This is a genomic window from Pseudomonas iridis (assembly GCF_017980685.1).
GTDB lineage: Bacteria > Pseudomonadota > Gammaproteobacteria > Pseudomonadales > Pseudomonadaceae > Aquipseudomonas > Aquipseudomonas iridis.
This window is the reverse complement of sequence record NZ_JACXXO010000005.1, coordinates 73,804-89,952: the sequence shown is the minus strand read 5'-3', so window position 1 is coordinate 89,952 and position 16,149 is coordinate 73,804. Positions and strand designations below refer to the sequence as shown.

Sequence of the window (16,149 nt, the reverse complement as noted above, 5' to 3'; positions counted from 1 at the left end):
CGGACAGTCTTTTGTTTCGGGAGTGGCAGATGTCTGCAAGTGTTGCCCTGCGATTACCTTCCATTGATGGTTTGTTGCGTCACCCGGCGTGTCTGCCGTTGGCCGAGCGTTATGGGCGTGAGGCGTTGCTGGCGAGTTTGCGACAGCTGCTGGATGAACTGCGCTCCAGTGTGGTGAACGGGCAGTTGTCGGCGGTTGAAATCAGCCCTGATGTGCTGGCCGGGCGGGTGGGCGAGCGGCTTGTCCAGCAACAACGCAGCCAGGTTCGGCGGGTGTTCAACCTGACCGGCACGGTGTTGCACACCAATCTCGGCCGGGCGCTATTGCCTGAAGAAGCCATCGAAGCGATACAAATGGCGGCGCGTTATCCACTCAATCTGGAATTCGATCTGGCCAGCGGTAAACGCGGCGACCGTGATGATTTGATCGAAGGCCTGATCCGCGAACTGACCGGCGCCGAAGCCGTCACCGTGGTCAACAACAATGCCGCGGCGGTGCTGCTGACGCTCAATAGCCTCGGTGCACGTAAGGAAGGCATCATCTCGCGCGGCGAGTTGATCGAGATCGGCGGCGCTTTTCGCGTCCCCGACATCATGGCCCGCGCCGGCGTGCGTTTGCACGAAGTCGGCACCACCAATCGCACTCATGCCCGTGATTACGAAGCGGCGATCAGCCCGCGCAGCGGTTTGATCATGCGTGTGCATGCAAGCAACTACAGCATTGAGGGTTTTACGGCCCGGGTGCCGACCGCCGAGTTGGCCGAGTTGGCGCATCGTCACGGGCTGCCGTTGTTGGAGGATCTGGGCAGCGGCAGTCTGCTGGATCTGACGCGCTGGGGGTTGCCAGCAGAGCCGACGGTGCGGCAGGCGCTGCTCGATGGCGCCGATATCGTCACCTTCAGCGGTGACAAGTTGCTCGGCGGCCCGCAGGCCGGATTGATTGTCGGGAGCAAAGCGCTGATCGCGAAAATCAAGAAGAACCCACTCAAGCGTGCATTGCGGGTCGACAAACTGACCTTGGCGGCGCTGGAAGCCGTGCTGGGTTTGTATCGCGATCCGGATCGACTGGCCGAGCGATTGCCGAGTCTGCGCCTGTTGACCCGTGCGCAAGCCGACATTTTTGCGCAAGCGTCACGATTGCAACCGGCCATGGCTGACGTTTTGGGCGAGGTCTGGCGTGTGGGGGCCGTGCAGTCACTCGGCATGATCGGCAGTGGCAGCCAACCGGTGGCACGCTTGCCCAGTGCGGCGCTGTGTTTGCGCCCGCAAGTGTCCAGGCGATTGCGCGGCCGTCATCTGCTCAACCTTGAAGCAGCGCTGCGTGCTTTGCCGATCCCGGTCCTCGGGCGCATCGATGACGACGCGTTGTGGCTGGATCTGCGTCAACTCGACGACGAGCCCGCATGGCTGGCGCAGTTGCCGCTATTGCAGGTCGCGCAATGATTGTCGGCACGGCAGGGCACATCGACCACGGTAAGACCTCGTTGCTGCAAGCGCTGACCGGGCAAACCGGCGACCGCCGCCCGCAGGAACGCGAGCGCGGCATGACCATCGACCTCGGTTATCTGTATGCCGAGCTGGAGCCGGGTGCCGGACTGACCGGTTTTATCGATGTACCCGGCCATGAAAAGTTCACCCACAACATGCTTGCCGGCGCGCAGGGCATTGATCTGGTGTTGCTGGTAATCGCGGCGGATGACGGCGTGATGCCGCAAACCCGCGAACATCTGGCGATTGTCCAGTTGCTCGGCATTCCCCGCGCGGTGGTGGCGATCACCAAGTGCGACCGGGTCGAGGCGGGCAGGGTGGAGGAAGTGCAGCGCCAGACGCTGGACTTGCTGGAGGCCGGGCCGTTCGCCGAGGCGCCGATCCTGGCCGTGTCGAGCGTAAGCGGGCGGGGCATTGATGAATTGCGACAGATCTTGTTGCAGAGCCAACGTGAAGTGCTTGAACGCAGTCGGGACGGTGGTTTTCGTCTGGCCATCGATCGCGCCTTCAGCGTTGCCGGTGCGGGAATTGTGGTCACCGGCACGGCGCTGTCGGGCGTGGTCGCGGTGGGCGACAAACTGGTTTTGGGGCCTGCCGGTAAAGCCGTAAGGGTTCGTGGTTTGCACGCGCAGAATCAGCCCTCCGAACACGGCTTCGCCGGGCAGCGCGTGGCTTTGAATATCAGCGGCGATCGTCTGGCACTGGAGCAAATCCACCGCGGCCAATGGCTGCTGAGCGAGTGGCTGTACGCGCCGACGCAACGGGTCGATATCGAGTTTCAACTGTTGCCCGGCGAACGCCCCTTCGAGCACTTCCACCCAGTGCACCTGCACCTCGGCACTCAAGACGTCATCGCCCGCGTAGCCTTGCTCGAAGGCCCGCGCCTGAATCCCGGCGAACGCATGTTCGCGCAATTGCTGATCAACGCGCCGGTGCACGCGGTGAAGGGGGATCGGCTGATCCTGCGCGATCAAAGTGCGCAGCGCACCCTCGGCGGCGGCCAGGTGCTCGACCCGTTCGCCCCGGCCCGCCAACGTCGCAGCCCCGAGCGGCTGGCGCAACTTGAGGCCTTGGCGCGCAGTGAACGTTTTGAGCATGTGCTGCCGGTGTTGCTCAATCACAGCGCCGGCGGCCTCGATCCGCAGCGGCTGGAGCGCCAGTTCAATCGTCCGCGCGAAGACTGGTCATTGCCGCAGAACGTCAGGTTGATCAATACGCGCCAAGGGCCGGTGCTGTTCAACGTGCAGCGTTGGGGGCAGTTGAAATTCACCCTGCTGGAACAACTGACGAAGTTTCATGAACTGGAGCCCGATCAGATGGGCCCGGATCGGGATCGACTGCGGCGGTTCAGCGGGTTGGCGCTGGAGCGTTCTATCTTCGTCAGTCTGTTGGACGAATTGCTCGACGCCGGTTCGATCAACGCCAGCGGGCCGTGGCTGCACCTGCCGGATCATCAGGTGCGCTTGAATGCCGAAGACGAAACCTTGTGGCTTCAACTGCAACCGCTGTTCGAACAGTCCGGATTCGATCCGCCGTGGGTGCGCGACATCGCCGGAGTTGTTGAGCAAGACGACGCCGTTGTCCGCTTGCTGCTGCGCAAACTCGCCCGCCTTGGGCTGATGCATCAAGTGGTGCGCGACCTGTTTATCAGCGACGCGATGCTGCGGCAAATGGTGGTCGTGTTGCTGCAACTGGCCAAGGAAAATCCGCAGATCCAGGTGACAACCTTCCGCGATGCGCTAGGCTTGGGACGCAAACGCTCAATTCAATACCTCGAATACTTCGACCGCCTCGGCCTGACCCGGCGCAGCGGCGAATCACGACAAATCCGTTTCGACAACGCGCTGGCCACCGCTGACGCGCACTGAGTTCAAGGAAGGCAATCGCGCCCGGTGGCGCGGCCGGGCTTCAAACCCGGTTGGGGACGGCATCCGTTCCCGGGCAGGTTCGACTCCGGCTGCCTTCCGCCACTTTGCAAACAGAAGATCGCAGCCTTCGCAAGCGGCTACCCTGTACCATCCGCCAATCCTGACAATGGATTGCCGGAGTTCCGCTTGAAAAATCCAACCCAAAGCACCGTGCTGTTCTTCATCTTGTTGGTGTGTGTGAACGCCGCAGGATGGCTGTACTACGTGACCATGCACGGCACCGTGACACGTGGAATGCCAATGATCAGAACCACAGAACCGCTGCTGATTGGTGGGCGTTATGGTGATGAAAACAGCTATGTACTGCCGATGGGCACCACACTTTATGAAGATAAAAGCTATCCGGAAGGGTTCACGCGTTATCTGGTTTACTTCAACCACAAAGGCCCGATTGATCACGAAACGGTGACGATGGAGCCCAATTATGGCGGCCCGGTGGTTGTCCCGCAGTGGCTGGAAAGCATTGATGCCGTTACGTTGAACGACATTTTTAAACGTTTCCCTTTATCCAGACGCGATGTTGCCGCGGCGGTCAAGGCCAATGACATTAGCCGGGATGATCTGATTGAGATTATCGATGAGATGCCGGAGTGACGGATTCAAGGCGATGTTCAGCCATGCGCAGTCAGAACCCCAACGGATACTCCACCACCACGTAAATCCGATCAATATCATCCCCGGCCTGGGCTTCATTGGCCCGGTGCGAAACGTGCGACAGCTGTACTGACAAATCCTTCGCCGCGCCCGACTGGACGATGTATTTCAGATCAATGTCGCGCTCCCAGTGTTTGCCACCATCGCCTTGCTGCGGCTGGTATTCGCCGCTATCGGCATCAAAAGGGTTGTAGGCGCCACCCTTGGGCGCGTGGGTGCCATCGATGTGGCTGCCGGAGACGTAGCGGGTCATGAACTTGAGGCCAGGAACGCCAAAGGCGCCGAGGTCAAGGTCGTAGCGTGCTTGCCACGAACGTTCACCGGCACCGTTGAAGTCGGCGTATTTGATCGAGTTGGCGAGGTAGATCGAGTCGCCGCCGACGAAATCGAACGGTGTGTTGCCATTGATCCGCTGCCAGCCGAGCATCACTGCATGCGGGCCGAGGGTGTATTTGCCCGAGAGGCTGAACGCGGTGTTGTCGATTGCCCCGGCCAGTGCCCGCCCGGTGTCGCGGGTCTGATAGCGGTTGGCGTCGAGCAACAGGCCGGGGCGCATGAAATGCAGATTGCCGTAGAACTGCTGCCAGGTGTCGCTCAGGTCGGACGCATACAGCGCGCCGCCCAGTGGACTGTCAACAAACAAATCGGCACCGACGAAACTGATGGCGCCGGATTCTGTGTTGGCACCGTACCCGTAAAAATCATCTTTTCCGCTAGAACTGTCCTGATTCTTGAATGCCGTGAAATGCCCTGCCTGTAGATTGACGTTGTCCATTTCCCGGCTGCTGAGCAGAAAACCTGTGGCGTATTCCGGTTGCAGGCGTTTGTCAGAGGTGTCGAATACCGGGGTTTCGACGGTCATTTCGCCGAACGCCAGGGTAGTGCGCGAAGCCTTCAGTTTGAGGGCACCACCCGCGCTGGAGTAATCGTTTTCGCTGCGGCCATCGCTGTCGACCGGCAGCAGCCCGGTGCCAGAATGGCCCCTGCCGCCATCGAGTTTCAGTCCGAAAAAGGCGTGTGCATCGACGCCAAGTCCAATCGTACCGGGTGTGAAACCGGATGAGAAAGTGCCGATAAAGCCTTGAGCCCACTCTTGTTTATAGTTTTTTCCAGCAGGTGAGGGCGAGCGGTAATCGTTGTTCAGGTAGAAATTGCGGCTGAGTACTTCAGATTTGGAATTGTCGAAAAAGCCGGTGGCGTTGGCTACCGAGTTCAGACCGCAGAGTAACGCAAGCAGGGTGATGCGCGATGGGGCGCAGTCGATCATTTTCAGTGGCCAGCAGCAAAGTAGATGGCGCTGATGATCACGGCATTCGGCAGTCAGGGATTGGGCAGGTGTGCTGAATTTGCCAGCAACACCCAAAAACCTGTGGGAGCGAGCCTGCTCGCGATTGCGGTGGATCAGCCACCAATGATGTTGACTGACCGGGCGCCATCGCTGGCAAGCCAGCTCCCACAGGGATTTTGGGGGGGCCAGGAATTTGGTAACACCCAAAAACCTGTGGGAGCGAGCCTGCTCGCGATTGCGGTGGATCAGTCACCAATGATGTTGACTGACCGGGCGCCATCGCTGGCAAGCCAGCTCCCACAGGGATTTGGGGGGTGCCCAGGAATTTGGTAACACCCAAAAACCTGTGGGAGCGAGCCTGCTCGCGATTGCGGTGGATCAGTCACCAATGATGTTGACTGACCGGGCGTCATCGCTGGCAAGCCAGCTCCCACAGGGATTTTGGGGGTGCCCAGGAATTTGGTAACACCCAAAAAACTGTGGGAGCTGGCTTGCCAGCGATAGCAGTCTGTCAGACAGCATTTCTGTCAACTGACCCAGCGCAATCGCAAGCAGGCTCACTCCCACAGCTTGACCGCGTTATGACAACGGCGGGGTGCGTGGCGGGATCATGCGTTTACTGCCCGTCGATTCAAACGCCGCGGCCAGACGCAGCAGGCTCGAGTCGTCGTAGGCGCGGCCGGCGAAGGTCAGGCCGACCGGCATGCCGATGTCGGCCATGACGCCCATCGGCACGGTGACGGTGGGCACGCCCAGGTGGCGGATCGCGAGGTTGCCGTTGGCGACCCAGATGCCGTTGCTCCAGGCGATGTCGGCGGACTCCGGGTTCACATCCGCATCCGCCGGGGCGACATCGGCGACGGTCGGGAACAGCACGGCGTCGAGGCCCAGCTTATCCATCCAGTCCTCAAGGTCGATGCGCCGGGTTTGTTCCAGGCCACGCAAGCCATCGGGAACAGTGGAAATTTCATTCCACGGCGTGATGCCACGCTCGGCCATGCGCACGTATTCGTCCATGCCGGCGACAAGGTCACCCTCACGGTTGGGCAGAGTGCCCGGCTCGTGCGGGAAGATTTTCGCACCGTCGACGTCGACCAGACGATTGAGCTTCGGGTCGCCGTTGGCTTGCAGGAAGTCGTCAAAAGCCCAGGCGGTCAGGTCCCACAGTTCATGGTGGAGAAACTCTTTGGACACCAGCCCACGGGTGAACACGGTCGGTGCGCCCGGTCGGTCGCCTTCGCAGTTGGAGACCAGCGGGAAGTCGGTTTCGATCACTTCGGCACCGGAGGCTTCCAGTGCTTGACGTGCCTGTTTCCACAGATCGATCACCGACGCGCGCGTGTTGATGCGTTGGCCGGTCGGGCCGCCGATGCCCGGCGCTTCGCTGGTGCCAGCGTCAGGGTCGGCGTTGATGAACATGCGCGGCACGGCGAAGCGCTTGCCCGCCAGCGCGGTGCGGTCGGCAGCCAGTTCGGCGTAAGCGGCAGGGCGTACTGCGCTGACACTCGGGATCGGCACCCAGGGTTGCAGGCGCCATAGGTCGCCTCGGGTGTCAGGGTCTTCGGCGACGACGATGTCGAGGACTTCGAGCAAGTCAGCCATGGTGCGTGCGTAGGGCACCACGACATCCATGGTCGGGGTCAGCGGCCAGTTGCCGCGCACCGAGATCACACCGCGCGACGGGGTGTAGGCGCACAGGCCATTATTCGAAGCAGGTCCGCGCCCGCTCGACCAGGTTTCTTCGGCCAGGCCGAATGCAGCAAAACTTGCGGCCGTGGCGGTACCAGCGCCATTGGACGAACCGGAGGCGAACGGTGCGGTGAGGAAGCCGGCGTTGTACGGGCTCTCGGCGCGGCCATAAACCCCGCGCTGCATGCCGCCATTGGCCATCGGCGGCATGTTGGTCTTGCCCAGGCAAATCGCCCCGGCACCGCGCAGACGCTCAATGGTAAACGCGTCGCGGTAGGCCACCAGATCAACAAAGGCCGGGCTGCCGGACGCGGCGGTCAGGCCCTTGACCAGATAACTGTCCTTGGCGGTGTAAGGAATGCCGTCGAGCGGGCTCAGGGTTTCGCCTTTGGCGCGGCGGGCGTCGGCGGCCCGGGCTTCGTTCAGCGCTTCGGGGTTGCGCACGACAACCGCGTTGAGCGCTGTCGCCGTGTCGGCGCCGTCGTAGGCATCGATGCGGGCGAGATAGGCCTGCACCAACTCAAGCGACGTGGTCTGGCCGGACTCAAGCGCTGCGCGCAATTGGGCGATGGAAACTTCAGTGACTTCGATCATGCGTTCACCGCCGATTGCAGTTGAGCGTCATGGGTTTTTGAAGAGCTATTCATATCAGTTCTCGTGCACGGCTTTAGCGACAAGGTTAAGACTGGCGCCTATTTAACACCATGCCGGGCGCGGAGTAATCGGCGGGATGGTTTTTGTCCATCGATGACCCCTTGGCGGGCGCATCAATCAAACAGGAAGAATACAAGGAGGTGATCCAGGCTCAGCGCATTCCTAGCGAGGCGCTTGACAGGAAACCACTGTGGGACGCGGCGTGGCCGTGCCGATGCCCGTCGTGTTGATCGGCGCCAGAGGACAATCTGTCCTGACTCACGCAGTGCTGAAGAGGTTGCAGCAGCCCGGGCAGGATTCTGCACCGGGCCACGCAGGGTTCAGTTGATCCGTGGATGCTGTTGCACCAGGTTGTTGCGCTTGGCTTCCAGTTCGGCAATTTCGGCATCGATGTCTTCGATCTTCTGCTCGATATTGTCGTGATGTTCTTGCAGCAGCTCCTTCGCCTCTGCCAGGTCAGAGGCTGCGGGGGCGGCGCCACGCAACGGTTTGTTCGCCGTTTCCTTCATTGTCACGCCGGTGATCAGACCGACCACGGCAACCACCATCAGGTAGTACGCCGGCATGTACAGGTCGTTGGTGCTTTCCACCAGCCAGGCCACGACGGTCGGCGTCAGGCCGGCGATCAACACGGAAATGTTGAAGGACGCCGCCAGTGCACTGTAGCGAATGTGCGTCGGGAACATCGCTGGCAGGGTCGAAGCCATCACGCCGATAAAGAAATTCAGCAACACCGCCAACATCAGCAGGCCGGCGAAGATCAGGCCGATTTTGCCGCTGTTGATCAGGATGAACGCCGGAATGGCAAGAACGAACAGGCCAATGCTGCCGATGACGATAAAGGGCTTGCGGCCGATCTTGTCGCTGACAAAACCAATCAGCGGCTGCACGAACAACATGCCGACCATGATCGCGATGATGATCAACACGCCACGGTTTTCGCTGTAGTGCAGGTTATGCGACAGGTAACTCGGCATGTAAGTGAGCAGCATGTAATAGGTGACGTTGGTCACCGCGACCACGCCGACGCAGGTCATCAGGCTACGCCAGTGTTGGGTGGCGATTTCCTTGAACGATACTTTCGGGCCACGGGCCAGGCCTTCGCGGTCGCCTTGTTCGAGTTTCTCCACGTGCTGCTGGAACGCTGGCGTTTCTTCGAGCGCATGACGCAAATACAGACCGATCATGCCCAATGGCAGGGCGAGGAAGAACGGCAGACGCCAGCCCCATTCGAGAAACTTCTCTTCACCGATAATCGCAGAGATTATCACCACCACACCGGCCCCAAGGACGAAACCGGCAATCGAACCGAAGTCCAGCCAACTGCCGAGAAAGCCGCGTTTGCGGTCCGGCGCGTATTCGGCGACGAAGATCGAGGCACCGGTGTATTCGCCACCGACGGAAAAGCCTTGGGCCATTTTCGCCAGCAACAGCAGGATCGGCGCCCAGATACCTATGGAGTCATAGGAGGGGATCAGGCCGATGGCGAAGGTGCTGAGGGACATGATGACGATGGTCGCGGCGAGGACTTTCTGTCGTCCGTACTTGTCGCCCAACGCGCCGAAAAACAGGCCGCCCAGCGGCCGGATCAGGAACGGCACGGAGAATGTCGCCAATGCCGCGATCATCTGTACGCCAGGATCGGCGCCGGGGAAGAAGATCTTGCCGAGCGCATAGGCGACAAAGCCGTAGACGCCAAAGTCGAACCATTCCATGGCATTGCCGAGTGCAGCGGCCGTAATGGCTTTGCGCATCTTGACGTCATCGACGATTGTGATGTCTTTCAGACCAATCGGTTTGACGCTGCTTTTACGTGATTTCATCCGGGTTTTCTCTTTACTGATCCATCTTGTCGCGTCAATGCCATCTATTTGATGGCGCGTGCTTAATGGGTCTGATACATGAGGACACGAAATAATTCACCGCTCGCAGCTTTTTTTAATGTTCAAACACGAGATCAAAAGATCGCAGCCTCGTTTCACTCGACAGCTCCTACAGGGGCCGGTGTTTCGCATAGGAGCTGCCGAAGGCTGCGATCTTTTGACCTTGCTCCTGCGGTTTACTTACGAATCGCCACGTACGATGTACTCAGATCACTGGCCCAGCCATCCAGCACCACTTTGACGTCGTCAGCCGTCAGCACTTGCGTATTGTTATCCAGCGGCACGCCCGTGCCCTTGCGCACGACTTCCGCCACCACTTCGCCGGTCGAACCGTCCTCGAAAGAGATTTCCGTGGCGATTTCACTGTCCTGATCGCGGATGCCGGTGGCGGTGCTTACGCCAGCCGCGACCAGTGTGACCGGCAGCCATTCATAAAATTGCAAGCCTTGGGTGCTGGCACTGACCCGGGTGATGGCCGGCCTGACGATCAGCGTATTCGGGCCGGGCGTGGACACCAGTTGCAGCACTTTTCCCAGTTCATGCCTGAGGGCTGCGTCGTAATACTCGGTCACCCCGGACAGTGTGCTCAGTGGAATCCGGTCAGTCGGCGCTACGCTGGGATAGAACTGACTCGGCGCCAAATAGGCCTGGGTGTAACGACCTCTGGCCAATGCCGGACTGACCCAACCCAATACGTCCTGACCCGAAGGCGACTTGTGCTCCTTCAATACGCTGTAGTCGTGCAGAAACCCGGTATGTTCGACCTTTTGGCTGCTGCAAGCCGACAGGCTCAGGGACGCCGTGCACAAAATCGACATCAGGCAATGGCTTCTCATTAATGTGAATCCTTGTTGGTTTGCGGGGCGTTTTCCGAACACTCGATGTGCAACTGGCCGTGGGTCATGATCCAGTGGATGAGGTCGGCGGCCGGGATCGAATGGGCGTACTCCACCCACTGGGCGTTGGCCGGGCTGAACTGTTCGAAGTAACGGCGCAGGACAATCCGGCTCTGGTCACTGGACAATCCCAGGCAAAACTCCTGAAACAGGATCGGCGTATCGTGTTTCGGTGCTGTCGTGCGCTGGCTGAGGATCAACGGATATTGGGCGTTATGCCCCTCGGCGGTATACCTGCTGTGCAAGGCCTTCATGAACAACCCCCTGATTTGGAAAGGTGTGCAGGATGCAGGACGGTTTTTGCCGGACGATGTCCGGTTGATGTCATTGGCGAAGGAATGTTGCTCGATTGAAATAAATGACCCGGACGCCAGAATGGTTTTAGATGCGCTCTTTTCTGGATTGAGGATCCTGTGCCCGTGAGCAGACTGCTGATCGTCGACGACGACGTGGAAATTCTGTCGCTGCTGAAGAAGTTCTTCGTCCAGCACGCCTATGAAGTCGATGTGGCGGCGGACGGCGAGGCGATGTGGGCGGCGATCGCGCAGCAGCGACCGGACACGATCATTCTCGACCTGATGCTGCCCGGTGAGGGCGGCTTGAGTCTGTGCCAGAAAGTGCGCGCGCAGATGGCCATTCCGATCATCATGCTCACCGCCATGGGCGAACTGAGTGATCGCATTGTCGGCCTGGAGTTGGGGGCGGATGACTACGTCACCAAGCCGTTCGCACCGCGTGAATTGCTGGCTCGTCTGCGTGCAGTGCAGCGCCGCGCAGGCGAACCGGCCAGTCAGCCGAGCGAACCGTCCCGGCCGGTGATTGCCTTCGCCGGTTGGCATCTGGATATCACCTGCCGCGAACTGCGCTCACCGCAAAACGTGATGATTCCGCTGTCCGGCGGCGAGTTCGACTTGCTGGTGGTGTTTCTTGAGCATCCGCAACGCATTCTGACTCGCGAGCAATTGATCGACCTGACCCATGGCCAGGGCCACGACGCGTTTGATCGCAGCATCGATGTGCAGGTCAGCCGGCTGCGGCGCAAGATCGAGCCCGACTGCAAACGTCCGGACCTGATCCGCACCGTTCGCAACGGCGGTTATATGTTCACGGCCAAGGTCAGCCGCACGTGATCCGCCGGATGCTGCGGCGCGACACCCTCAGTCGGCGGATTGCCCTGACTATCGTTGCGGCGATGCTGACGTCGCTGGCCCTTAATGCCTTGTTCGTGCAAGTCGCCGGGATCTGGGCGCGTCCGCCGATTGAGCGCACCGGTTTGCTGGAACAGATTGCCGCTACCGTGCGGGTGATCGAGGCCGCGCCGGTACCGTTGCGCCCGCAGTTGGCGGACGCGGCAAGCAGCCCGCGGCTGAAAGTGGCGTGGAAAGCGCAGCGCGCCGACTTCGGGCTGCCGGCGGGCGGCAATCCGGTTGAGGCGGGCAGGGTGCCGGTGCTGCAACTGCTGTTGGGCGATGGCCGAACCATGGAAGCCTTCAACCCTGACGACTGGCCGAGCCACAGCCCGCAGGCGCACTATGCCGCTCTTGTGCAACTGGTCGATGGCAGTTGGTTGTCGTTCACCCCACCGGAGCGGGTTTGGGGGCTGGAGGCGAGTACGCGGATTGCGGTGGTCATTGCCCTTGGCCTGATCGCCACCTTGCTGGTGGCCTGGATCGCCACGCGCCAACTGGCCAAACCCTTGCAGCGTTTCGCCAGCGCCGCGCGGCGTTTCGGTGGTGACCTGCGCGCACCGCCGATCAAAATCGAAGGCCCTGAGGAAATCCGCCAGGCAATCATCGCCTTCAACACCATGCAGGCGCAGATTCAGCATTTCATCGGCGAACGCACGCACATGCTCGCGTCCATCTCCCACGACTTGCGCGCACCGCTGACCCGCATGCGCTTGCGCAGCGAGTTCATGGAAGATCTGGATAACCAAGGCAAACAGATTCGTGACATCGAAGAAATGCAGTCGATGATAAACGCCGCGTTGGCGTTTTTTCGCGAGGACACCCACGGGGAGCCCACCACGGCGTTTGACCTTGCCGAACTGCTGCAAACCATCATCGATGACTACCGTGACCAGAACATCGGCGTCGATTACAGCGGCCCTGCTCACTTTGTGTATGAGGGCCGGCCGCTTGGCATCAAACGAGTGATCGTCAACCTGCTGGAAAATGCCGAGAAGTACGCGCAACACCCGAGCATCGCCTTGAGCGGCGATGGCTACACGATCTGCATCGAGGTCAGCGACGAAGGGCCGGGGATTGCCGAAGAGTCGCTGGAGCGCGTGTTCGATCCGTTTTTACGCCTCGAAACCTCACGCAACCGCGAAACCGGCGGGGTCGGACTTGGGCTTTCCGCGGCGCGGGCCATCGTGCGTGAGCAGGGCGGGGAACTGACGTTGAGCAATCGCAGCAGCGGCGGGTTAGTGGCGCGGGTTGAATTGCCGGTTCAATGAGCACGCCTTTAGCCGCTGTCAGGGTGCACCGTTATCAGCGCCAGGACATTCCGTGGTTATACGAATTCGATGGATCGCATTCCTAAGCTGGGCAGACGCGCATCATTCGACCTGCTGGAAAGCTGCGTAAAAAGCGATCTGTGGTTTATGGCCGACGGCCGTCGCCACGGACACACACTTTTTCACAAAGACCTCCTGCCAACCATTCAATGGCAGAATCTCCTCAACTGACAGTTTTGGAGATCACCATGCTTCGTGCGTTTGAACGAAGACTCGACCCTTTTCCGCCTGACGAGGTACCACCGCCGCCCAACGGCCTGGCGCGTTTTCTGTGGGCCTGTACGCGAGGCGCGCGCGGTTACATTCTGCTGCTTGCGCTGCTGAGTGCCGCTGTGTCGATTTACGAAGCCTGGCTGTTTTCCTTTCTCGGGCAGGTCGTGGATCTGCTCTCGACCTGGCAGGCAGGCGGCGAAGCGGCCGCGCAGGAAAGTCGGGTGTTGTGGGGCATGGGCATCGTCATGGTGACCAGTGTCGGGCTGGTGGCGTTGCGCACCATGGTGCAGCACCAGATATTGGCGATTAACTTGCCGTTGCGCCTGCGTTGGGATTTCCATCGCCTGATGCTGCGGCAGAGCCTTTCGTTTTTTTCCGATGAGTTTTCCGGCCGGGTCACCACCAAGGTGATGCAAACCGCGCTGGCAGTGCGTGACGTGTTGTTTACCCTGATCGAGATCATCCCCGGGATCGGCGTGTATTTCATCGCGATCATCGCGCTGGCCGGTGGCTTCGCGCTGAAACTGATGCTGCCGTTCATTGGCTGGGCGGTGTTGTTCGCGCTTGCCATGTGGTACTTCGTGCCGCGCCTGGGCAAAGTCGGGCAGGAGCAGGCCAATGCGCGGTCAATGATGACCGGGCGTATCTCGGACGCCTACACCAACATCACGACGGTGAAGCTGTTCTCCCATTCCAATCGTGAAGCGCACTTCGCCCGTGCAGCGATGGAAGATTTCAAGCTGACCGGTTTTCGCCAGATGCGTCTCGTCAGCAGGTTCGAGATCGTCAACCAGGCCTTGGTGGTGGGGCTGATCATGTCCGCGGGTGGTTACGCCCTGTGGCTTTGGCACCAAGGTGATGTCGGTGCCGGTGCCGTGGCAGCAATCACTGCCATGGCGTTGCGTATCAACGGCATGTCGAACTGGATCATGTGGCAGATGACCTCGCTGTTCGAGAGCATTGGCACTGTGCAGGATGGCATGGCCACGCTGACGCAAGGCGCCAAGGTGCAGGACGCGCCGGATGCAGGTGTGCTGGTGACCAAGGGCGGCGCCGTTACTTTCGATAAGGTGCACTTCAATTACAACGGCGAACGCCAGGTGCTCGATGGCCTCAGCCTGAACATCCGCCCGGGTGAAAAGATCGGTCTGGTCGGCCGCTCCGGCGCCGGCAAATCCACGCTGATCAACTTGCTGCTGCGCTTCTATGACGTCGACAGCGGCGAGATTCGCATCGACGGGCAAAACATCGCGAAATTGACCCAGGACAGTCTGCGCAGCGCCATCGGCATGGTTACCCAGGACACCTCGCTGCTGCATCGTTCGATTCGCGACAACATCGCCTACGGCCGTCCCGACGCCACCGATGCGCAAATCCGCAGCGCCGCCGCCAGCGCCCAGGCCGATGAGTTCATCAGTCAGCTCAGCGACCGCCAAGGCCATAGCGGCTACGACACACTGGTCGGTGAGCGGGGCATCAAGCTGTCGGGCGGTCAACGGCAACGCGTCGCGATTGCCCGGGTAATGCTCAAGAACGCGCCGATCCTGCTGCTTGATGAAGCCACCAGCGCGCTGGATTCGGAAGTCGAAGTGGCCATTCAGGAAAGCCTCGATGACATGATGCAAGGCAAAACCGTGATTGCTATCGCCCATCGGCTTTCGACGATCGCGGCCATGGACCGGCTCATCGTGATGGATGACGGACGCATCATCGAACAGGGCACCCATAGCGAATTACTGGAGAGGAACGGCGTGTACGCGCGGCTTTGGCAACATCAAAGCGGCGGGTTTCTGGGTGAGGACAAGGGGTTGGTCGAGGCACTGGATCAGGCTTGAGATGCAAGGGCGCATGGCGCGGATTTATTGATTTCCGTCCATGCGCCCGCTATGGGCCGACATTAGCCCTTGGTGAACCAGAACTTTGGGCGGAGGTCGACGCGTACCTGCCAGTCACCAACGCAGGCTTTCGACTTGGCAGCGAGGTCATTCCTCAGCAGGCAAACCTGTATCTGAAGAGGGAAACTCCCAGAAAGCCTGACAGTCTATGCTCCAAGACTTGACTCCACTGTTCAGGGTGCTGATGCATGAACTCTCTCTGGATCGCCCTGGCCATTTTCGGGTGCCTGGTTGCTGCCTCGCTTTTCATGATGAACGGGTACCCCAAGCTGGCGTCCCACCACCGGGATGACGAGACCAATACCGTCATTCGCCTGGTCGCCAACATTTTTGTGGTCATGACGTCGCTGGTCTTTGGTCTGATGATCAATTCTGCCAAAAACACCTACGAGTCCATAGATGCAAACTTCCATGGCTATGCCACCAGCCTGATTATTTTTGACCGGACGCTACGAGGCTATGGCGATGCGACACAAGTCACGCGCAAACGTCTGGTCACCTATCTTGAGCGCGCTATCGAGACTCCGTATCGAGGTGATGAGGCCTTGCAGCATCGCGACAGCGAAGCGGCTAAATACCTGGATGACATAGGCAAGTCGTTGACCGGCATAAAGCCACCGGATCGCTTCCATGAAACGATGCTTCAGGATATCCGTCAGCAATATCATTCGATCATCGAGCAACGCTGGAGGATCGTCGAGCAGTCAGAGGGGGCGATTCCGGGACCTTTGATCGGGATGCTGGTTGCCTGGTTGACCCTCATCTTCGCCAGTTTCGGATACCGCGCTCCCCGGAACTCAATGGTGATTGGAATGTTCATTGTCTCGTCATTGCTCATCGCGGCCTCCGTTTACCTCGTGCTGGACATGGATGTGCCATTTCACGGCCCTATCCAGATATCGGATGAGCCCCTGCGCAGGGCGCTCGCCGAAATGCAGCTCTAAGCGGTTTGTTGGGCGTTCGCATTCTGAGTGGCAGCTTTCGGCTACTGGTTACTCTTCTGATCCGGATGCCGATGCTCCCGCCGTTGCAGGTGGTGCGGCA

At 60.1% G+C, this 16,149-nt stretch carries 12 protein-coding genes and 1 tRNA gene; 8 read left to right on the top strand and 5 right to left on the bottom strand.

Going from position 1 to position 16,149, the window contains the following annotated elements:
- The first annotated feature begins 29 nt into the window (after positions 1-29).
- The 4 genes from selA (at position 30) to IEQ42_RS11085 (ending at position 4,009) form a co-directional block, all read left to right on the top strand.
- Positions 30-1,442 (top strand): L-seryl-tRNA(Sec) selenium transferase, encoded by a 1,413-nt coding sequence (gene selA / locus IEQ42_RS11100; protein WP_210703546.1) that lies wholly within the window; start codon positions 30-32, stop codon positions 1,440-1,442.
- A complete protein-coding gene (gene selB / locus IEQ42_RS11095; RefSeq protein WP_210703693.1) occupies positions 1,439-3,355 on the top strand; it encodes a selenocysteine-specific translation elongation factor in 1,917 nt (638 codons plus the stop codon). The genes selA and selB overlap by 4 nt, the downstream gene beginning before the upstream one ends.
- Before the next feature lie 6 nt (positions 3,356-3,361).
- Positions 3,362-3,457 (top strand) — tRNA-Sec (locus IEQ42_RS11090).
- An 84-nt stretch (positions 3,458-3,541) separates the two neighbouring features.
- Positions 3,542-4,009 carry a hypothetical protein gene (locus IEQ42_RS11085; RefSeq protein ID WP_228731976.1) on the top strand — a complete coding sequence of 156 codons (468 nt, stop codon included), beginning with the start codon at positions 3,542-3,544 and terminating at the stop codon, positions 4,007-4,009.
- 31 nt (positions 4,010-4,040) lie between these two features.
- On the opposite strand, the gene IEQ42_RS11080 is transcribed toward IEQ42_RS11085, so the two are convergent.
- The 5 genes from IEQ42_RS11080 to IEQ42_RS11060 all read right to left on the bottom strand — a co-directional run bounded on the left by IEQ42_RS11080 (position 4,041) and on the right by IEQ42_RS11060 (position 10,733).
- Positions 4,041-5,336, bottom strand: coding sequence for an OprD family porin (locus IEQ42_RS11080; protein WP_210703545.1), 1,296 nt, complete (start codon positions 5,334-5,336; stop codon positions 4,041-4,043).
- Positions 5,337-5,936: 600 nt separating this feature from the next.
- A complete protein-coding gene (locus tag IEQ42_RS11075; protein ID WP_210703544.1) occupies positions 5,937-7,640 on the bottom strand; it encodes an amidase in 1,704 nt (567 codons plus the stop codon).
- A gap of 380 nt (positions 7,641-8,020) precedes the next feature.
- Complete coding sequence (gene proP / locus IEQ42_RS11070; protein WP_210703543.1) at positions 8,021-9,523, bottom strand: glycine betaine/L-proline transporter ProP; 1,503 nt, start codon at positions 9,521-9,523, stop codon at positions 8,021-8,023.
- 236 nt (positions 9,524-9,759) lie between these two features.
- The gene (locus tag IEQ42_RS11065) at positions 9,760-10,419 is read right to left on the bottom strand and encodes a DUF3313 domain-containing protein (RefSeq protein ID WP_210703542.1); all 660 of its coding nucleotides are present in this window, start codon (positions 10,417-10,419) and stop codon (positions 9,760-9,762) included.
- A complete protein-coding gene (locus IEQ42_RS11060; protein WP_210703541.1) occupies positions 10,419-10,733 on the bottom strand; it encodes a hypothetical protein in 315 nt (104 codons plus the stop codon). Before IEQ42_RS11060 ends, IEQ42_RS11065 begins: the two co-directional genes overlap by 1 nt.
- A gap of 165 nt (positions 10,734-10,898) precedes the next feature.
- On the opposite strand from IEQ42_RS11060, the gene IEQ42_RS11055 reads away from it, so the two are divergent.
- From IEQ42_RS11055 to IEQ42_RS11040, 4 genes are all read left to right on the top strand, one after another.
- Positions 10,899-11,609, top strand: a complete 711-nt coding sequence (locus tag IEQ42_RS11055) for a response regulator (RefSeq protein ID WP_210703540.1) — start codon at positions 10,899-10,901, stop codon at positions 11,607-11,609.
- Positions 11,606-12,937: an ATP-binding protein gene (locus IEQ42_RS11050; protein WP_210703539.1), complete on the top strand. Its 1,332-nt coding sequence runs from the start codon at positions 11,606-11,608 to the stop codon at positions 12,935-12,937. Before IEQ42_RS11055 ends, IEQ42_RS11050 begins: the two co-directional genes overlap by 4 nt.
- 248 nt (positions 12,938-13,185) lie before the next feature.
- Positions 13,186-15,045 (top strand): ABC transporter ATP-binding protein, encoded by a 1,860-nt coding sequence (locus IEQ42_RS11045; protein WP_210703538.1) that lies wholly within the window; start codon positions 13,186-13,188, stop codon positions 15,043-15,045.
- Positions 15,046-15,293: 248 nt separating this feature from the next.
- A complete protein-coding gene (locus IEQ42_RS11040) occupies positions 15,294-16,049 on the top strand; it encodes a bestrophin-like domain (protein WP_210703537.1) in 756 nt (251 codons plus the stop codon).
- Positions 16,050-16,149 lie beyond the last annotated feature (100 nt).